This is a genomic window from Streptomyces violens, from assembly GCF_000717745.1.
GTDB classification, from domain to species: domain Bacteria; phylum Actinomycetota; class Actinomycetes; order Streptomycetales; family Streptomycetaceae; genus Streptomyces; species Streptomyces violens.
In genome coordinates this window covers 109,284-128,691 of sequence record NZ_JOBH01000019.1, presented here as the reverse complement: position 1 = coordinate 128,691, position 19,408 = coordinate 109,284, and the positions used below count along the sequence as shown (strand labels likewise).

The 19,408-nt window shown below is 69.9% G+C and carries 13 protein-coding genes and 2 pseudogenes; 6 read left to right on the top strand and 9 right to left on the bottom strand.

Annotated elements, in window-relative coordinates; all coding sequences use genetic code 11:
* A complete protein-coding gene (locus IF04_RS40175; RefSeq protein WP_030265084.1) occupies nucleotides 1-4,563 on the top strand; it encodes a caspase, EACC1-associated type in 4,563 nt (1,520 codons plus the stop codon).
* Here the strand turns inward: IF04_RS40175 and IF04_RS0130430 are convergent.
* Nucleotides 4,542-5,030 carry a DUF6314 family protein gene (locus tag IF04_RS0130430; RefSeq protein WP_051831703.1) on the bottom strand — a complete coding sequence of 163 codons (489 nt, stop codon included), beginning with the start codon at nucleotides 5,028-5,030 and terminating at the stop codon, nucleotides 4,542-4,544. The genes IF04_RS40175 and IF04_RS0130430 overlap by 22 nt on opposite strands.
* 157 nt (nucleotides 5,031-5,187) lie before the next feature.
* Here IF04_RS0130430 and IF04_RS37890 point away from each other — a divergent pair.
* From IF04_RS37890 to IF04_RS0130415, 3 genes and pseudogenes are all read left to right on the top strand, one after another.
* Nucleotides 5,188-5,733: pseudogene (locus tag IF04_RS37890) on the top strand (LysE family translocator); the annotation flags it as partial.
* Nucleotides 5,678-6,109 (top strand): annotated as a pseudogene (locus IF04_RS0130420) (MocR-like pyridoxine biosynthesis transcription factor PdxR); the annotation flags it as partial. The pseudogenes IF04_RS37890 and IF04_RS0130420, both read left to right, overlap by 56 nt.
* Nucleotides 6,110-6,350: 241 nt before the next feature.
* Nucleotides 6,351-8,939, top strand: a complete 2,589-nt coding sequence (locus tag IF04_RS0130415; protein ID WP_157847727.1) for an SCO7613 C-terminal domain-containing membrane protein — start codon at nucleotides 6,351-6,353, stop codon at nucleotides 8,937-8,939.
* 38 nt (nucleotides 8,940-8,977) lie between these two features.
* Here IF04_RS0130415 and IF04_RS0130410 read toward each other — a convergent pair whose 3' ends face one another.
* Complete coding sequence (locus tag IF04_RS0130410) at nucleotides 8,978-9,907, bottom strand: amidohydrolase family protein (RefSeq protein ID WP_245654561.1); 930 nt, start codon at nucleotides 9,905-9,907, stop codon at nucleotides 8,978-8,980.
* 288 nt (nucleotides 9,908-10,195) lie between these two features.
* Between IF04_RS0130410 and IF04_RS0130405 the strand changes: the two genes are divergently transcribed.
* Nucleotides 10,196-10,855, top strand: a complete 660-nt coding sequence (locus tag IF04_RS0130405; RefSeq protein ID WP_030265065.1) for a GntR family transcriptional regulator — start codon at nucleotides 10,196-10,198, stop codon at nucleotides 10,853-10,855.
* 189 nt (nucleotides 10,856-11,044) lie between these two features.
* Here IF04_RS0130405 and IF04_RS0130400 read toward each other — a convergent pair whose 3' ends face one another.
* Entirely contained in the window at nucleotides 11,045-12,526 is a 1,482-nt protein-coding gene (locus IF04_RS0130400) for an NCS1 family nucleobase:cation symporter-1 (RefSeq protein WP_030265062.1), read from the bottom strand.
* Between the two features lie 337 nt (nucleotides 12,527-12,863).
* On the opposite strand from IF04_RS0130400, the gene IF04_RS0130395 reads away from it, so the two are divergent.
* Nucleotides 12,864-13,709 (top strand): nitrilase-related carbon-nitrogen hydrolase, encoded by an 846-nt coding sequence (locus IF04_RS0130395; protein ID WP_030265060.1) that lies wholly within the window; start codon nucleotides 12,864-12,866, stop codon nucleotides 13,707-13,709.
* 70 nt (nucleotides 13,710-13,779) lie between these two features.
* Here the strand turns inward: IF04_RS0130395 and IF04_RS0130390 are convergent, their stop codons facing one another.
* The 6 genes from IF04_RS0130390 to IF04_RS0130365 all read right to left on the bottom strand — a co-directional run bounded on the left by IF04_RS0130390 (nucleotide 13,780) and on the right by IF04_RS0130365 (nucleotide 19,386).
* Complete coding sequence (locus IF04_RS0130390; protein WP_030265058.1) at nucleotides 13,780-14,055, bottom strand: hypothetical protein; 276 nt, start codon at nucleotides 14,053-14,055, stop codon at nucleotides 13,780-13,782.
* 7 nt (nucleotides 14,056-14,062) lie between these two features.
* Nucleotides 14,063-14,311: a hypothetical protein gene (locus IF04_RS0130385; RefSeq protein ID WP_030265057.1), complete on the bottom strand. Its 249-nt coding sequence runs from the start codon at nucleotides 14,309-14,311 to the stop codon at nucleotides 14,063-14,065.
* 289 nt (nucleotides 14,312-14,600) lie between these two features.
* Nucleotides 14,601-15,857, bottom strand: a complete 1,257-nt coding sequence (locus tag IF04_RS0130380) for an MFS transporter (RefSeq protein WP_030265055.1) — start codon at nucleotides 15,855-15,857, stop codon at nucleotides 14,601-14,603.
* Nucleotides 15,854-17,521 carry a glycoside hydrolase family 13 protein gene (locus IF04_RS0130375; protein ID WP_030265053.1) on the bottom strand — a complete coding sequence of 556 codons (1,668 nt, stop codon included), beginning with the start codon at nucleotides 17,519-17,521 and terminating at the stop codon, nucleotides 15,854-15,856. The genes IF04_RS0130380 and IF04_RS0130375 overlap by 4 nt, the downstream gene beginning before the upstream one ends.
* 51 nt (nucleotides 17,522-17,572) lie before the next feature.
* Complete coding sequence (locus IF04_RS0130370; protein ID WP_030265050.1) at nucleotides 17,573-18,454, bottom strand: carbohydrate ABC transporter permease; 882 nt, start codon at nucleotides 18,452-18,454, stop codon at nucleotides 17,573-17,575.
* Nucleotides 18,451-19,386 carry a carbohydrate ABC transporter permease gene (locus tag IF04_RS0130365; protein WP_030265047.1) on the bottom strand — a complete coding sequence of 312 codons (936 nt, stop codon included), beginning with the start codon at nucleotides 19,384-19,386 and terminating at the stop codon, nucleotides 18,451-18,453. The genes IF04_RS0130370 and IF04_RS0130365 overlap by 4 nt, the downstream gene beginning before the upstream one ends.
* Between the last annotated feature and the right edge of the window lie 22 nt (nucleotides 19,387-19,408).

Below are 19,408 nucleotides of genomic sequence, written 5' to 3'. Positions count from 1 at the left end.
GTGGACCTGCCGGGAGCGTTGGGTCTGGCCGGTGCCGGCTGCCGTGCGGTGGTGGTCGGCACCGGGCGGCATCCGGAGGGCGCCCTGCTGTCGGAGCTGCCCGGCGCGCGCCGCTCGGCGGCCGACCTCGCCGCCGCACTGCACACCGCGTGCGGCATGGCCGAGGAACACATCACGCTCCTCACCGACCCCGAGGGCCCGACCGAGGTACTGGCCGCCGTCGAGCGGGCGGTCGACGAGGCGGCGGACGGCGTCGTCGTCTTCTGCTTCGTCGGGCACGGCCTCCTCGGCCCCGGCGACCAGTTGTACCTGGCGACCGCGGCGAGCACGTCGGCGGACAGTACCGTGCACGCCGTCCCGTACGCGGAGATCAGGAACCTGCTGAGCGCGTCCCCCGTCCGCCCGGTGGTGATCCTCGACTGCTGCTTCTCCGGGCTCGCCGAAGCCGCCTCGCGGGGGCAGCAGCGGGACCCGTACGCATCGGCCCGGCCCGCCGGCAGCTTCCTGCTGACCTCCGCCTCCCACTACGCCGTGTCCTTCGCCCCGGAGGGGCAGCGGCACACGCTGTTCAGCGGTGCGCTGCTGCGGCTGCTGACCGAGGGGGACGCGGCGGGCCCGAGCCGCTTCACCCTCGCCGACGTCTACCGGCACCTCGACCGGCACTTCCAGCACGGTCCCGCCCGGCCGCACGCCGACAGTGTGGGGCGCATGGGCGACCTCGTCCTCGCGCCCAACCCGCGGTACGTCGCGGCGCCCGACGTCCCGCCGCCCGAGCCGGCGCACGACGGCACGCCCTGCCCGTATCCCGGTATGCGGCCCTTTCTGCCCGAGGAGCGCCATCTGTTCTTCGGCCGGGACGAGCTGACGCGGGCGCTGCTGGAGCGGGTGACCGACGCCGCGGCGCCTGGCCCGGTGGTACTGGTGGGCCCGTCGGGTGCGGGCAAGTCGTCCCTGCTGCGGGCCGGGCTGGCCGCCGCGGACGGCGTGGGGCCGGTGCTGCTGGTGCCGGCGCCGGGGCCGACGCCGTTCCGTGAGCTGGTGACCTGCTGGGCGGGGGCGGTGGGCCGGCCGTTCGGGGAGGTGGCGGACGCACTGGGAGCGGGCCGGTTCCCGGGTCCGGCGGACGGGCGCCGGGCCCCCGGCGTGCTGGTGGTCGACCAGCTGGAGGAGATCTTCACGCAGTGCCGGGACGCGGAGGAACGGGAGCTCTTCGTCCGTGCGGTGACCACGGATGCCGGTACGGGGCCCGGACCCGGCCCGCGCGTCGTACTGGGCCTGCGTGCCGACTACTACGGGCACTGCCTGCGGGATCCCCGGCTGTCCCGGGCCGTACGGACCGGGCAGTTCACCATTCCGCCGATGAGCGACGAGGAGTTGCGCCGGGCCGTCACCGGGCCCGCCGAGCACGCCGGGCTGCGGCTGGAGGACGGTCTCGCGGACCTGCTGCTGCGGGAGGTCCGCGAGGAGCACCGAGGTACCGGCGACACCATCGCCCTGCCGTTCCTCGCCCACGCGCTGCAGGAGACCTGGGCCAGGCGCCGGGACGGCCGGCTGACCATCTCCGGGTACCACGCCACCGGCGGCATCCGCGGCTCGGTCGCCCAGACCGCCGAGACCCTCCTCACCGCACTCGAACCGGCCGAACGGCAGGCGCTGCGTACGGTGTTGCTGCGTCTGGTGCATCTGGTGGGCGACGGCGGGAAGACGGTACGCCGCCGGGTCAGGACCGACGACCTCGTCGCGGCCTCCGACGAGCGCGGCAGGCAGCGCAATACGACGCTGCTCGACCGTCTCGTCGAGGCCCGGCTCGTCGTGGTCGACGACAACTGGGCCCAGCTGTGCCACGACTCGCTGCTGTACGGCTGGCCCGCGCTGCGCACCTGGATCACCGAGAACCTCGAATTCCTGCTGACCCATCGGGGTCTGGCGGAGGCGGCCGACGCCTGGGACGCGGCGGGACGGCTCCCGAGCGGTCTGTACACCGGCAAGCACCTGACGGCCGTTCAGCATCGGATCGACGGCGGCGGCCAGGTGCTCGAACTGCGCCAAGTGGAACGGGACTTCCTCGCCGCCGGACGGTCGGCACAACGCCGCAGCACGTTCCGGTTACGGGCGGGCGTTTCGTTGCTGGTCGTACTGGCGCTGGTGCTCGGCATCGCGGTCGTACGGGGCGACCGGGCCGCGAAGGACGCGGCGCACAAGGAGGCCGTGGAGATCGCGCAGGAGATCGCCGCCCGCGCCGACGAGATACGCGACCAGGACCCGGTCACCGCGCTCCGGCTCAGCCTGGCGGCCTACCGCCTCTCCCCCACCCCGGAGACCCGGTCCGCCCTGTACTCCTCGTACGTCACCCGTACGCCCGAGGTACTCCAGGCGGCCTCCCGCCCTGTGCTCAAGCTGGCGTTCGCCCCCGACGGGCGGAGTCTCGCGGCGGCCCTGCGGCTGGAGCGGGACGGCAAGCGGAAGAAGCCCGCGCAGCTGGTGCTGTGGCGACTCGGGTCCGGTGCCGCCGCCCGGCGCCCGGCGGCCGTCGTGCCGATGAGCAGCTACCGCGAAGGCAACCCGGTCCTGGCCTACCACCCGAGCAAGCCGGTCCTCGCGGTGCATACTGCCGACCGGCTCACCGTATGGGATGTCTCGGACCTGCGGCACCCGGAGCGGCTGGCCGAGCGCCGGACCTCATCCCGTGTCACGTTCTCCCTGGCGTTCAGCCCCGACGGACGCACCCTGGCAGCGGGCAGGGACGACGGACGGCTCGCGCTGTGGGACATGACCGACCCGTCGGCACCCGCTCTGCGGTGGGAAAAGGAGGCCGCGGACCAGCAGCTGATCTCCGTGGCCTTCAGCCATGACAGCCGGTACCTCGCCGCGGGAAACGGCATTCCGGAAGGGGCTCCGGACAGTGCGGGGGAGGAAAAGTCGGCGCAGATGCGGTTGTGGGACATCCGTGATCCCGCGCGGCCGGTACTGCGGGACACCGCCGGCGCCCGCTCCATCATGGCGGTCGCCTTCCATCCGCAACGCAACATGATCGCCGCCACGGGTGCCGACGGACTGTACGCATGGACCGTCGGCCGGGACGGCAAGCTGGCGGCCGCCAAGCGCGGTCTGTACGGCACCACTTGGGGCACCGAGGCCCCGTCCCTGGCCTTCCGGCCGGACGGGAAGGTCCTCGCGGCGGCCAACACCGCCGCGTCCGGGTCGGTGGAGCAGCGGAAGACCGGGACCGCGATGAACGACCTGTTCGACAGCTCGGCGGCGCTCGGGAAGCTGCCGGCCGCCCAGCCGGTGCAGTCCGTGGCCTGGAGCCCGGACGGGAAGGTGCTCGCCGCCGGGGACTTCCGCGGCGAGATCCGACTGTGGCACAACCGCTTCCCCGCCCCCGTACTCCAGGGCAGACAGGTCCCCGGGGAGCCGGAACGCCCTTCGTTCAGCGACGACGGGAAGCTGGTACTCACCCGTGAGCGCACGAAGGGGTACGAGTCGCGGACGACGGTCTGGGACCTCAGCGACCCGAACGCGCCGCGGCGGCGGTTCACTCCCCCGGAGCGGTGGGGAGCCCAGTACTTCCTCCACAAGCGCCAGCGCCCCGTCCTGCTCACCCACCGCTTCCGGGCCGGCGACGACTTCAACGCCTACCGCCTGTGGGAGTTCGCCTCCGGCCCGGACGCTCCGCCGGTACCGGGGAAGGAGATCCGGTTCAACGAGGCCGATGTACTGTCCAGCGCCAGTCCGAACGGCCGGCTGCTCGCCCTCGGCGGGACCGGCGGCACGGTCGAACTCTGGGACATCGACGACATCCGGCACCCGCACCGGCGCGGCGTCCTCCGTGTGCCGCTGGTGGCCCTGAACGGGTTCCTGTGGTGGCTGGACGACCGGACGATCGGCGTACAGGAGAAGGACGACCTGCGGCTGTGGGACGTCAGCGACCCCGCCCGGCCGAAGAAGGGCGCGCGCTTCCGCGACGCCACCCTCCAGGGCGGCGGCTCCGTCTACCTCCGCTCCGCACGCATGCTGCTGACCGAGGAGCCAGGAGCCAACCTCCGACTGTGGGACCTGACCGACATGCGCCACCCGGTCCGCGGTGAGCTGCTGCCGGCCGCCCCCAACGGCTATTTCCCGCTGCGCAAGGGCGAGTTGGCCACCGTACTGACGAGCGGTCAGGTGCTGGTCTGGGACGTGTCGGACCCGAAGCACATCCGCCGCATGGACAGCCTTCGCCTGGAGAAGGACGTCCAGGCGCTGACCAGCAGCCCGGACGGTGCGTGGGTGCTGAGCAGTACCCCGTACCGCCTCTGGAAGGCCCGCAACAGCGGCCGCTGGGAAACCCCGGCCTTCACCACCCTGCCGTTCGCCCAGGACACCGCCTTCTTCCCGGACGAACGCCCCTACGTCACCGTCGTACCCGACGGCACGGAGGGCGACGACGACCGCACCTTCGTCCTCCCCCTCGACCCCGGCCGCGCCTACACCGACCTGTGCCGCCTACACCCCTCAAACCTCACGAAAACCCAATGGCGCGACCTCTTCCCCCACCTCTCCTACCGCCCCTCCTGCGACTGACCACACCGGCCGTCCGGCTCGTGGACCCGGCGATAGACGGAGGAAAGAAGCTGGTCCTTGGCGGGGCCGGAGACGGCCCAACGCAGATGCCACTCATCCGGTGACAACACGGTGAACGTGCCTTCGTACCGGTCCGCGGCACACTGATGCACGGCCGTCCAGCGCCCGCGCCGCAGATCCAGCGCGTGGAACGGGCGCCCGTCCCCGAACAACACCTCAGCGGTGCCGTCCGGCAGCGCCAGCATCCGCAGGGTCCTGCTGGCGTCCCGCGTCACACCGCCCCACTCCACAACACCTTTCTCCAGATGCAACCATCCGTCGTCCCCGTCCCCGACGCGGAACTCCGCCCGCCCGGTGAAGCTGCCGGTGCGCCCGCCGTCGTACAGCTCACGCTGCACGCTCCAGGCACCTGCGAGGTAGGCGAGGGCGTCGGGTACGGGGTGGACGGTGGCACTGGACGACGACATGACTCCAGTTTCGCACTGGGACTCGTTGCCACTGATGCGCATCCGCCCCGAAGGGCTCGATGCCCTTATGGACCAGTCGAACCGGCACACTTTGGCCCTGTCTGCCGGACCATAGCAGCGACAGGGTGGGAGGACCTTGAACCGTACGGAGGTCCCCTTGAGCATGGCGTTCCTGCTGACCACCCTGGTCGTGGTGGTCACCCCTGGCACCGGCGTGGTGTACACCCTGGCCGCCGGGCTGTCCCATGGCCGACGGGCGAGCGTGGTCGCCGCGCTCGGCTGCACCCTCGGCATCGTGCCGCACCTGGTGGCGACGATCACCGGCCTCGCCGCGCTGCTGCACATCAGCGCCCTCGCCTACGAGGTGGTGAAGTACCTCGGTGTCGGCTATCTGCTGTACATGGCGTGGGCGACCCTGCGCGACAAGGAGGCGTTGGCCGTCGAGGGGGACGCCGAGCCACGGTCGGCGGCGCGCGTGATCGCCTCAGGCGTGCTGATCAACCTGCTCAACCCGAAGCTCACGATGTTCTTCGTCGCGTTCCTCCCGCAGTTCGTCCCTGTCGGCGAGCCGGGCTCGCTCGGCGTGATGCTCCGGCTCAGCGCCGTCTTCATGGTGCTCACCTTCGTTGTGTTCGCCGGGTACGGGACCACCACCCCGCTACCGAGAAGCGCTGACCGACGCCAAACGCTTCACCGACCTGGGCAACGCCGTGCTGCCGCAGCTCGTGCTCGCCCGGCTGATGGAGTCCGGCGACCTGGAAAGGCATTTGCAACTGGTGCGCAGCCGTCACCGGCGGCGCCGCGACGCGATGATCGACGCCATTACCGAACACCTCCCGGGCGCGGTCGTGCACGGTGCGGCGGCCGGCCTGCACCTGACGGTCACGTTTGCGCCGGAGGTATCCGACACCGAGCTCGCCGCCGCCTTGCTCGCCCGAGGTGTGAAGTGCCAGCCGCTGTCGTGGCACCGGCAGCGGCCCGGCCGCCCCGGCCTCGTCCTCGGCTACGCGGCCACTCCGCCCGGCGTCATCGCCGAAGGGGTGACGGCACTCGGCGAGGCACTGCGCGCACTGGCCTGAAGCCGCCTTGGACATTGATCTGCACCCCTGGACATCGATCTGCGCCCCTGGACGTTGATCTGCACTCCATGGCCGACCCTGAGTACAGGTACTCATGCCCCGGCCGGCAGCCCCACGCATACTCGCGGCCATGCACATGGAATCGCCCGGTTGTCCAGACTGCGGAATGCCTCTGGGGTCACCTCCGCCCGCTTGGTGCAGCCGTTGCCGGCTGCCGCTGACCGGGCCGGATGCTCTGGCGTTGTGGCAGGTCACAGGGGAGTTGCAGGCGCTGGACACGCGCCGGCGGTGGCTGGTGCAGCGGCACGGTGAGTTGCTGGCCGCGTTGCGGGCACGCCGGGACGCGCCTGCGGGGATGCCGGTGACCGTTCCCGCGGGCGGTGGCGCAGCAGGTGGTTCCGTGCGGGAGGTCTCCGCGCCGTCCGCCCGCACCGCGCTGCTGATCGTCGGTGGCGTGCTGGTGGTCGTGGCCGCGTTGGTGTTCACCGTGGTGAGCTGGGGACGGCTGGGCATCGGCGGGCGGGCCGCCGTACTGCTCGCGGTGACCGCGTGCGCGCTCGCACTGCCCCAGCCGCTGCGGCGCCGGAAGCTCACAGCCACCGCCGAGGCTGCGGCCGCGGTGGGACTCGCCCTGGTACTCCTGGATGCCTATGCCGCCCGGCAGGCCGGACTCGGCGGTCTGGACCGCGTCGGGACGGCGAGTTACTGGGCGGCGCTCACCGCGCTGATGGCGGTGGGGGCGCCGGTCTACGGCTGGTGGATGCGGCTCCGGCTCCCGCTGCCCGTGGGAATCCTGTTGGCACGGCTGCCGGGTCTCCTGGCCACTGCGGCCTTGGGCGGAGGGGCCGAGGACTACGCGACCGCGATGATCGCCACGGCCGCGGTGGACTTCGCAGCGCTGTACGCGTTCACTGCACATGCCACCACCGGGTCCGCTGGGTTCCGCGACCGGCTGGGCGGTGAGCGGACTGTCGCCGCCCTGGTCACGGGCGTCCGGGTGGTGGGCGTTGGTTGGGCGCTGCTGGGTGGGGCACTCGCGGCGGGGTACGCGGTGGCGGACGCCTCGTCGCCGGCCGAGGTGATGTGGTCCTGGGTACCGTTGGGTCTGCTGGCGCTGCTCGGTATGACACTGTGCCGCGGCTTCCGCGACTCCCGTGCTCTGCCGTTCGCGCTGCGCTCCGGCAGCGAGGGTGTGGCCGTCGTGGCGTTGGTCGTGGCTGTCGGAGCCGGCTTGGGGTGCGTTGTGCCTTCGGGGTGGGCCGTGGCCGGGTACGCGGCACCGGCTGCGCTCATCGCGGTGTGGGCGACGGTGTGTTGTGCGCGCCGCGGCCGGTGGGAGAAGCCTGCGGAGAGTGGCGGCCCGTTCACACCGCCGCGCGAGGCTGCGGCTGCGGTGGGAGAGCTGGTCGCCGCCTCAACCATGCTGCTGCTGACCGGTGTTGTAGCACTCCCGGCACTCGTGTACGCCCTCACCCGGCCCGTCGTCCCCGGCGTGACGCTCTGGTTCAACGGCTCCCCGCATCCCTGGAGCTGGCAGCTCGCGCCCGCGCCGCTGGTCGTGCTCTGGTTGGCCGTCTCCGTCCTGGCCACCATGGCCGTACTGCGCACCCGTACTGTCGGCACCGGCGCCGGCATCGGCGCCGGCACCGGCGACCGACACGTGGACCGGCACCTGGACCGACTGGCGAACGTGCTGTACAACACCACAGCACTGGCCGCCGTCCCCGCACTGCTCCTGCTGCCGGTGGCACTGAGCCTGCCGTACGAGTGGGTGCTGGCGACCGCGGCTGTGGCCTCCCTGGCCCTCACAGCCATCCTCGTGCGCCGGAAGCCGGGAACCGCACTCGTACCGAGGCTCGCCGCGCTGGCTGTCACCGACGCACTCGCCCTGCTGTGGTCCTCGGCCGACCGGGTCGCCGTCCTCGCAGCATGGGGAACCTTCGCCGCGTCAGCCGCTGTACTCGCCCACGTCCTCTCGGCACCGACCGCCCGGCCCGCCGAGCGCGCCACGGCACGCGTCGCGGGCGCCCTGGCCGTCCTCGCCCTGGGCGTCGAGGCCATCGCGACCGGGATAACCGCCGACCTGCCCGCGCACATCACCGCGTTCGTCGTACTCGCGGTCGCCGCCATCGCCGCCGGCGCCGCAGCGGCCTGGCACCGAATCCCGGGACGCGAACAGGTCTCCACAGCCGCCGAGGTCGCCGGGTATGTCGTAACCGCAACTGCCATCACCCTGACGGCATTTCACCCCAGCGCACTGAGCCTCGCCCTCGCCGCGACCGGAGTCGGGGGCCTGGCCATCGCCCTGCGCCCGGACCGCCGCCGCGCCGCCCTCGTGGGTACCGCCCTGCTCATCTCCTCCTCCTGGGTGCGTCTCGCCATGGCGGACGTCACCTCCCCCGAGGCGTACACACTCCCAGTCACAGCAGCCGCACTGGTCATCGGCCACCGCCGCCGCACGAGCACTCCGGGAACGGGCTCCTGGACCGCCTACGGTGCGGGGCTGAGCGCGACCATGCTCCCCAGCCTCATCGCCATGTGGAGCGACGAGCACTGGCTGCGCCCGCTGCTCCTCGGCACGGCGGCCCTGCTCGCCACCGTCATCGGCGTACGCACGCGCCTGCAAGCACCACTGATCGTCGGCAGCGGCGTACTCCTACTGGTAGGCGTGCACGAACTCGCCCCGACCGTGGTCCAGGTACTCGGCCTCCTCCCCCGCTGGGTACCACTGGCCACCGCCGGCCTACTCCTGCTGCTCCTCGGAGCCACCTACGAAAAGCGCATCGCCGAAGCCCGCCGCCTACGCGACACGGTGCGCAGCATGGGGTGACCTGCCTGTAGGTCCGCAGGACCGTCAGGTGCCGAGGATCAGCGCCCCACCAGCGTCAATTGGTCGGCGACTACCACTCCGGCGTGCAGGACCGTGCGGTCCGTGCTGTGGTCCATTACGGCGCTGGTCGGGGTTTCGCCGTCGACGAGGAGGAGGAGGAGGAGGTCGGCGCGGTCGCCTACCGCCAGGCCGGGGCGGTCGGCGACGCCGGACGGGCGGGCTACGTCGTGGCTCATGATCGAGGCGCCGCCGATGGTTGCGACGGCCAGCGACAACTCGATCAGGTCGTCGCGGCGGAAGTTGTTGGTGAAGGCCAGTTGCCAGGTGCGGTCGAGCATGTCGCAGTTGCCGTACGGGCTCCAGTAGTCACGCTGGCCGTCCTCGCCCAGGCCGACCCGTACGCCTGCCTCCATCAGTTCCACCAGCGACAGTTGTCCGCGGTCCGGGGGTGCCACGGTGGCCATCGCGATGTCGAGTTCGGCGAAGTCGTCGATGATGCGGCGGCTCATTGATTCGGAGATCGAGCCGAGTTCGTAGGCGTGGGACATGGTGACCTTGCCCTGCATACCGAGGGCGCGGGTGCGGTCGAGTACCAAGTCCGTGGAGAACACGCCGAGGTGGCCGGGCTCGTGGAGGTGGATATCCACCTCCACCTGGTATTTCTCTGCCAGTCCGAACACCACGTCCAGGTGGCCCTTGGGGTCCCGGTCGAGGGAGCAGGGGTCGATGCCACCGATCACCTCGGCGCCCGACTTGAGGGATGCCTCCAGATAGTCGATGGTGCCCTTCTCGCGGAGGATGCCGGCCTGCGGGAAGGTCATGATCTGGACGTCGGCCTGGCCGGCGAACTTCTCCTTCGCGGCCACCACGGCGTCGAACTTCTCCAGCTTGCAGTCCACGTCCACCTGGGCGTACGACCGCACCCGGGTGGTGCCGCGGGCGATCATCCGCTCCAGGGTGCCGGCCACCCGCTCCTGGAGGGGCACCTCCGCGGTACGCCAGTTTCCTCAACGGCACCGCCCAGCAGGCCACGAACTCCGTCGTCGCGGGGCGTCCCGTCCTCGTCGACCGCATCGTCCCCGGCATCGACCTCACCGCTCTCCAGGAGCGGGCACAGCGCCTTTTCGAGCGGATGCGGGCGGCGTACGGCGAGCGCGACATCCTGCGCCGGGACGCCGACACACTGTTCCCGCCGGCCTTCCCGCCCTATCGGGCCGGGTGTGACCGGCAGGCGCACCTCGGGGGAGAATCTCCGTATGGCAGGAGCAGATGGTGGCGAGTCGGAATCGGTGCGGGTCGCACGGCTGATCCGTGACGACATCCTCGACGGGGTCCGGCTCCCGGGGAGCAAGCTCGTCGAGCGGGATCTCGCGAACGAGCTCGGGGTCAGCAGGGTGCCGGTGCGGGACGCGTTGAAGACGCTCGTCGCCGAGGGGCTGGTCACGCCGCGCCCCCGCACCTGGGCCGTGGTACGGGAGTTCACACCGTGCGACATCGCCGATCTCAACGAGGTGCGCTCGGCGTTGGAGGTCCTCACGTTCAAGCTGGCGGCGCAGCGGTACACCCGCGAGGGGCTGGCGCGGCTGCGCGCCACGCTGAACGCCGAGTTCGACGCGGCGCGTGCCGGGGACGCCGTGGCCGCGCGCCGGGCCGCCGCCGACTTCCACGAGTGTGTCATCGAGCTGGCGGGCAATCAGCTGCTCGACGAGTTGCAACTCACCCTGCGCAGCCGCATGCGCTGGCTCCTGGGCCAGCACGACGACCTGCTGCGGGTTGCCGAGGAGCATCAGCGCCTGTACGACGCGGTCGCGCAGCGCGATGTCACCGGGGTCGAGGAACTCGTACTGCGGCATCTGGAAACCGGGCGGTACCTACAGGATGCGCATCGCGGCGGGGGCGTATCCACGGCGCAGTGACCGGCCGTTGTGACGCGGCGGACGACGGGGCGCACCTCCTTGAGGTGCGCCCCGTCGATGATCACGTCCGCGGCGGCGCCTCCCCAGGAGCGCACGTTCGTCACCGTCGTCAAAGCCATACGCAAACGGTATACCATTTTTGCGCTCACGGCTCTGCCGGGTATCGGGGTGGGCCTCGGCCCGAAGGGTCTACTCGGCGTCGACCGCGAGGCTTTCGCCGTCGACATCGCGGATCGGCGTGGCACGGTCCGCGATGACCGCGTACAGCACAGCGGCGAGGATGGCCCCGATGAACCAGGAGAACCCCGCGACGGCGTGGAACGCCGGCACCAGGGCGACGACCACGGCGATCGCGGCGCTGGGGACGAAGGCGGCGACGGCGCGCGGGTTGTAGCCGCGACGGTAGTGGTACTCGCCCTGCGCGCCCGCGGTGTACAGGTCGGGCACGTTCACCCGGGCCTTACGCAGCAGCCAGTAGTCCGCCATGATCACGCCGAAGAGCGGTCCGAGCAGGGCACCGAGTCCGCCGAGGAAGTAGTTGACCACGACCGGGTTGTTGTAGAGGTTCCAGGGCGTGATGACCAGGCCCAGGACGGCGCTCACGACGGCGGCGCGCCGGAAGTTCAGCCGTTGCGGGAAGAGGTCCACCAGCGCGTAGATGGGCGCGACAAAGTTGGCCAGCAGGTTCACCGCCACCGTCAGGGCGATGAGCGCGAGCGACGCGGCCGCCAGCAGGGCCATGTTCGGGATGGTCCGGACGATGTCGGTGGGGCTGGTGATGACCTGCCCGTCGAGCTTGAACTGGGCCCCGCTGAGGACGGCCACGATGACGGCGAAGAAGAGCATGTTCACCGGGATGCCGACCACGTTTCCGCGGACGATGGAGGTGCGGCTCCTGGCGGACCTGGTGAAGTCGCAGAAGTTCAGTACGAACGTCCCGTAGATCACCACCCACAGGGCGGCGGCCTGCAGCACCTGCAGCCACATCGCGCCGCCGGTGAGCGGTGTGTCGATCGACAGGGAAATCGAGGCGTCCGCGCGGACGAACATCCAAGCCGCGAGGGCACACATCGTGATCAGCGTCGTGGGCGCGGCGAACGCCATGTACCGGCGGATCATCTGCATCCCGTAACTCGCGATCACCACCTGCAGAGCCCACAGCACGAGGAAGGTGATCCAGCCGAGCGTCGACTGACCGAGCAGGGAGTTGTGGTCCAGGCTGCGCAGCCCGGGGAACATCGCCACCACAAGGGCGCTCAGGACCATGGCCGCGAGGTAGGTCTGGATGCCGAACCAGGCGATGGCGACGGCGCCACGCACCGCGGCCGGGATCTTGGCCCCGTTGATGCCGAACGCGATGCGGCTCATGACCGGGAAGGGGACGCCCGTCTTGTGCCCCATGAACCCGGACAGGGTCAGCAGGAGAAACAGCAGTACAGAGGCGATGGCGAAGGCCGCGAGGATGCCCCACACGCTCAGCCCGAGGGCAAAGAGACCGATGGCGAAGGCATAGTTGCCGAGGCTGTGCACGTCATTGGCCCAGAGCGTGAAGACGTTGTAGGCGCCCCAGCGGCGCCCTTCCCGCTTCGTCGGGGCGAGGTCGTACGTGTAGAGGCCGGCGCTGACAGCAGTGCCGGTTTCCACGGACGACCGGTCATCCAGGGCAGTCATGAGGGCTCCTGGGTCAAGGGGACGGGAGGCAGAGAGTCCGTAAGTTCCGCGAAGTGAAAGTGATTTTTCGTTCCGCAGAACGTAGGTTCCACCGCTCGACGGAGTCAAGGTTCTGCCGGACCGCCGGTCCCCGTTTTGTATACCAATACGAAACCGCCCAACAAGGGGTTGTCTTCTGGCCAAAGGTGTGCTGGTCGCGGCCGTGGAACCCGGCACCCACTACGCTCCGTAGCCGTCCAACTGGATCACCTGCCCCGTTCGCCTCGCAGGCCCCTTCGCCACACGCCAGACTGGACACATCTACCGCAGCTACCAGTCGAAGCGAGGAGCGGACTGCATGAGGGTGGCGCTGGCCCAGACGGACTGCGTGCTGGGTGACCTGGACGCGAACCTCGCCCTGGCTCGCGAGCAGACCGAACTGGCCGCCGAACAGGGAGCAGACCTCGTCGTCTTCCCCGAACTGAGCCTGAACGGTTACCACTTGGGCGCGCTGAAGCGGGACACCTCCATCGAGGTGCGTGATCCGCGGCTGCTGGAGCTGAGCATGTCCGGCCCGGACGTCCTCGTCGGCTTCCACGAACACACCAGCCTGCGCGCATACAACACCGCCGCGCACTTCGCCGACGGCGCGCTCACGCACACGCACCGCAAGCTGTACCTCCCGAACTACCTGGCCTGGGAGGAGCGCAAGCACGTCAGCCCCGGCCAGTCACTGCGCGCATACGACCTCACCAAGTCGCCCACCGGAGGCCGGGGCGCGACGCTGATCTGCAATGACGCCTGGCAGCCCGCGCTGCCCTGGCTCGCCGTCCAGGACGGCGCGGAGGTCCTCTTCGTACCGACGAACAGCGCGGCGAGCCTGGACCCGGAGGCCATGGACACCACGTCGTACTGGGACACACTGCTCTCCTATACGGCGCGGATGCTCCAGTGCTGGGTGGTCTTCGTCAACCGCGTCGGCAACGAGAACGGCGCCACGTTCTGGGGCGGCTCACGCGTCGTGGATCCGCGCGGCACGGTCGTGGCCCAGGCCCCGAAGTGGGAGCCGTCCCTGGTCACGGTCGACATCGACCTCTCCGAGGCCCGCCGCCAGCGCCGCGCCGTCCCCCTGGTCGCCGAAGCCCGCCTCGGCCTCATCGCCCGCGAGGTCCAACGCCTCATCAACGAGGGCGGCGACAGCTGACCCGGAGTACGAGTGCGCCCCTGCCCGGCTCGGGGCAGGGGCGAGGTCTCGTCCTGGCTCTCAAGACCTGTTACGTGTGGCCGGCGAGCTGGAGCATTTCCACCCTTCCGTTGCCTCCTCCGTCGTCCAGGACCAGGAATGTGGCGCGTGAGCTCTGGCTCAGGCGGATCTGGAACTGATCGCCCAGCAGCCTCTTGTAGTTCGTGTCTCCGGCCCGCGCGGCCGCCTGAGCAGGGTGGAGTCCCTCGCTCTGGATCGCGTTCTGGAATATGTCGAACGTGTCCTGCTCGGAATTGGTGAGCTGGCCGACGACATCCATCCGGCTCTTATCGAACGTCCAAGGCATGGCGCGCCTATTCCGTCGTGACGGTGATGTCCTCGAGGGTCAGGTTCTTGACTGCTAATTCGACGCCACCGAAGGAGCGCTGGAACTCATTTCGCCCCACCCTGAGCACGTTGACCTCGGTCGCGGACCCGCCGGCCGTCATCTCGAAGTTTCCATCGGCCTTGCAGTCGACGATCACCTTGGTCTGCCTGCCGAAGGCCCAGGTGGGAATGTGTGCCTGCACTTCCTGCGGGGCGACACGAAAAGGACCAGCCATGGGGGGTGCCTCCTGTGATTCTCGGCTTTTCTGCTTCTTCTCGCCTAACTGGGTACCCGCCCTTACTGATTCCCGTCAAGAATGCAAAGCTCCGGACCGGGTGGATTCGGACGCCCTAAAGATCCCGAATAAGTCTGCTACGAGAAGTCGTCCAGTGTGTCCGTCAGCTGTCCGGAAAATGTCCATGGATTTACGCAGGCCCCGTTGGTGCGGGGTAAGGGGGCGGGGACCGGGCGGGCCGCCGGCTCGTGAGTGAAGCGGAGGTTGGCCGGTTTCGCCGCCCCCTGGGTCACCGTCGTCGGGTCTGCAGCACTCCGGCGAGTGCGAGTACGAGAAGTCCGGCGAAGGGCACCACGAGAAGGCCGGCCCGCAGGCTTGTCGCATCGGCGACCTGTCCCACGATCGGCGGGGAGAGCAGGAAGCCCAGGCGCATGAGCCAGGAGACGATGGTCAGCCCCGAGCCGGGCTTGAGGCCGGGCAGTTCATCGGCTTCGTGCATCGCTGCGGGGACCAGGGTGGCCACCCCGAGTCCGGCCGTGGCGAAACCGAGGATCGTCCCGGGCACCGTGGGCACGGCCAACGCCAGTGCCATGCCGGCCGCGGCGATGAGGCCGCCGCCGCGGGCCACGGCACGCTGGCCGAACCGGTCGACGAGCCTGTCACCGATGAGACGGCCGATGAACTGGGCTCCCACCAGGGCGATATAGCCGGAGGCCGCCAGGGCCGCCGACGCGTGCAGCGAGTGGGAGAGGTAGAGGGCCGCCCAGGAATTGCCCGCGTCCTCGACGAGCGCACCGGCGGTCGCGATGAGGACGAGGGCGGCCAGTACGTAACCGGTGCGCAGACCCGTTGGCGCGCGCTGTGCCGGCTGCGGTGCGCGGCGGTCGGTCTCCGGCCCCGCGGACGACTGGGTCTCCGGTTCCGCGGGCGACTCCGTCTCCGGTTCCGCGGGCGGCTCGGTCTCGGGGCCGGGCAGACAGAACCGCAGGGCGACGCACGCGGCGATGGCGAACACCACTGCCGAAATCAACAGGTGCTGCCCCAGCGAGAGGCCGAGTGCGATCGCGCCTGCGGCCATGGTGCCGCCGGTGACGGCTCCGATGGACCAAATAGCGTGGAAGGAGTTGATGATGGAGCGGCCGTAGCGGCGCTGTACCCGAAGGCCATGGGCGTTCTGCGCGACATCAGTGATCGCGTCCATCGCTCCGGCCAGGAACAACACTCCCGCGAACAGCACCGCCGAGTTCGCCAGGCCCGCGGCCAGGATGCCCACGCCGGTGAGCAGTGTGCCGGCGACCGCCACCCGCGCCGAGCCCAGCCGGCGGATGAGTACCCCCGCCGCCAGTCCGGCCGCGATGGCGCCCGTCGGGAAAGCCGCGACGGCCAGCCCGTAAGCGGAATTGCCCATGCCGAGATCCGCCTTGATCTGCGGATACCTCGGAAGGAGATTGGCGAACAACGCCCCGTTGGTGAAGAACAGCACGGCAACCGCGGCGCGAGCCCGCCGTTCGGCCCGCGCGGGTCGGCTCAGTACGTCAACGGTCATGAGCGGGACCGGCCGCGCAGCCACGCCGTTGCGTTTCCGGGAAGCAGCTCCCCTTCCACGGGCGCACTGCTGATCACGAGCTCGCCTGCCGGCAACGCAACGGGCTCGCTGCCGAAGTTGGCGATGCAGTGCCACTGGTCGGCCCGTCGGAAGTGCAGGACGTCCGCCGAGTCGGTCTCGATCCAGGTGAAGTCCGCGCCGGTGTTCAGCGTGGCCCGCAGGTGGATGGCCCGGCGGTAGAGGCCCAGGGTGGAGTCCGGGTCGGCGGCCTGGAGCGCGGCGGCGTGCCGTGCGAACCACGCGGGCTGCGGCGGGCGTGCAGGGCCGGGCCCGAAGCCGAAGGACGGCCCGTCGGCCGTCCACGGCAGTGGTACCCGGCACCCGTCGCGGCCCTTCTCGCGCCCGCCGGACCGGGTGGCAATCGGGTCCTCCAGTACCTCCAGTGGCAGGTCCCCGACCTCGTGCAGCCCCAGCTCGTCGCCCTGGTAGACATACGTCGAGCCGGGCAGCGCCAGGCTGATCAGCACCGCCGCTCTGGCGCGGCGCTCGCCGAGGGCGCGGTCGAGGGCCGGCTCGGTACCGTCCGTCAGCAGCCACTGATGGGCGACCTGCACGGCCGTCCGCCGCGGGTCCGCGGGCAGCCCGTACCGCGTGGCCGCCCGCGGGGAGTCGTGGCAGCCCAGGAGCCAGGTCGTGGTCGAACCGCTCTCCCGGGTCTGGGCCAGCCCCGAGTCGATGGCCTTGCGGAAGTCCGGGGACCGCCAACCCGCGTCCTGCATCTCGAAGTTGAACGCCTGCCCGAGGCCCTTCGCCGAGGCGTAGCGGGCCCGCCGGGAGGGATGGACGCATGCCTCGGCGACGGCGAAGCGCGGTGGGTCGTACTCGTCGAAGACCCGGCGCCATTCGGCGTAGATCTCGTGCACCGCGTCGCGGTCCCACAGGGGGTGCGAGCCGTCCGTGTGCTGGTCCACCGCCGCGACCTCCGTCCAGGGGGCGAAGGGCTCGGACATGTCCTTGACCAGGCCGTGAGCGACATCGACCCGGAAGCCGTCGACGCCCCGGTCGGACCAGAAGCGCAACGTCTTCAGGAAGTCCTCGCGCACCTCGTCGTTGTCCCAGTTGAGGTCCGGCTGCTCCTTGGCGAAGTGGTGGAAGTACCACTGTCCGTCGCCGGCCGGCTCCCAGGCGGGGCCGCCGAAGCCGGATTCCCAGTCGTTCGGCGGCAGTTCGCCGTCGGGCCCGAGGCCGTCGCGGAAGATGTAGCGCTGTCGCTCGGGCGAGCCGGGCCCGGCCGCGAGGGCAGCGCGGAACCACTCGTGCCGGTCGGAGGTGTGGTTGGGCACGATGTCGACGATGACCTTGATGCCTGCCCCGTGCAGAGCCTCGACCATGGTGTCGAAGTCGTCGAGCGTGCCCAGGCGCGGGTCGACGTCCCGGTAGTCGTCGACGTCGTACCCGCCGTCGGCCAGCGCGGACGGGTAGAACGGGCTCAGCCAGACGGCGTCGATGCCCAGCTGCGCGAGGTACGGCACGCGGGAGGTGATACCGGAGATGTTCCCGATGCCGTCCCCGTCGGTGTCCGCGAAGCTGCGGGGATAGATCTGGTAGACGACGGCGTTCTTCCACCAGTCGCGGGCGGCGGCATCGGTGGGCGTATCGGGCATGCCGAACTCCTGAGAGATGAGGGGCGAGGGGCAAGAGGCAGAACCGGGGCGCTACTTGATGGCACCGCGGGTGACACCCGACATGACCCAACGCTGTGCGAAGAGGTACGCGATAAGTGTCGGCGCCATGGCCATCAGGTACGAGGCGAAGGCCACGTTGTAGTCCGAGGAGAACTTGAGCTGGAAGATCTTCTGTACCACCGGGATGGTCTGCAATGAGGGGTCACCGATGATCAGTGACGGCATCATGAAGTCGTTCCACGACATCAGGAAGGCGAAGATGCCGACGGTGGCGTTCATCGGGGCCAGCAGCGGAAAGATGATCTTCCAGAAGGTCTGCCAGGTGGTGCAGCCGTCGATGCGTGCGCTCTCCTCCAGTTCGTACGGGACCGAGCGCAGGAACGCGGTGTAGAGGAGGAGGTTGAACGAGATGCCGAACAGGATGTGCAGCACCGCAACGCCCAGTGGGTTGTCCAGGCCCACCATGGACGTCAGCTTCACCTGCGGCAGCGCCACGACGGGGAACGGGATGAACATCGCCGCCAGCAGGTAGAAGTACGACCAACGGAACAGCCTGCGGTGCCAGTTGCGCGCGATGGCGTAGGCCGCGAGCGAGGAGACGATGAGCTGGCCGGCCACCGCCAGGGCGCTGATCGTCAGCGAGACGGCGAAGGCTCTGGGGAAGTGGGTGAGTTCCCAGGCGGCCCCGAAGTTGCCGAATTCGAAGGGCGAGGGCCAGTCGAGCCCGGTTCCCGACGCCGCCTGCCGGCCGGTCTTCAGCGACATCGTGATCGCGAAGTAGATCGGGACCAGCACCGCCAGGGTGCCCAGGACCAGCAGCCCGGTCTGCACCCAGTTGATCCGGTGCTCTTCCTTCGGGGCCTTGATGTGCTCGGCCGCGCGCGGGGTGATCGTGGGGTCGATCGTCGTCATGACAGGTTCACCTCGCGGTTGCGCACGAACAGCAGCTGGAGCAGGGAGACGGCGAGGGTGAAGACGAAGAAGACCACGGCGTTGGCCATCTGGAAGGCGTACTCACCGCCGTCGAAACCACTGAAGATGGTCATGGCGACGCTCATCGTGGCGGTGCCGGGGCCGCCGTTGGTGAGTCCGACGATGATGTCGTAGGCGTTGAGGAAGCCCTTGAAGCCCAGGATGGTGTTGATCACTACATAGCCGATGAGCAGCGGAAAGGTGATACTGCGGAACCGTCGCCAGCCGCCCGCGCCGTCGAGCTCGGCCGCCTCGTACACCTCCTTCGGGATGGCCATGAGGCCGGCCAGATAGATGATGAGTGCGCTCGGTGTGGCCTGCCAGGCCGTCACGATGACCACCGCGAGCCACGCCCAGTTCTCGTTGGCGAGGATGCTGCTCTGTCCGGCCGTCCAGCCCAGTTGGGTCGCGAGTGCCGGGGCCGCGGTGGAGAAGAGGTAGTTGAAGACGTAGGCGATGACGATGCCGGAGATCACCATCGGGATGAAGTAGATCCCGCGCAGGCCCGTCTTCCATTTGATACGGCCGTTGAGGCCGATGGCCAGCAGCAGGGCGACGGCGTTGACCACCACCGTGGTGACCACCGCGAACCAGATGGTGAACCCGTACGACTCCAGGATGCGCGGGTCACCCAGCATCGAGGTGTAGTTCCGCAGGCCGATGAATTTCCAGTCACCGAAGCCCGCGTAGTTGGTCAGGCTGTAGAACATGCCCACCAGGCCGGTCAGCGAGATGAACACGGTGAACAGCAGGACGGCGGGGACGAGCATCAGGTAGTAGGTCCGGTCGGCCTTGCGGCGCCGCGCGGTGGCCGGGCCCGGTGGTGCGGTGGATCTGGCAGGGCGGGTCTTTATCGCTGCCGGTGCGCTCATCGTCCGTTTCCTTCCGGGTCAC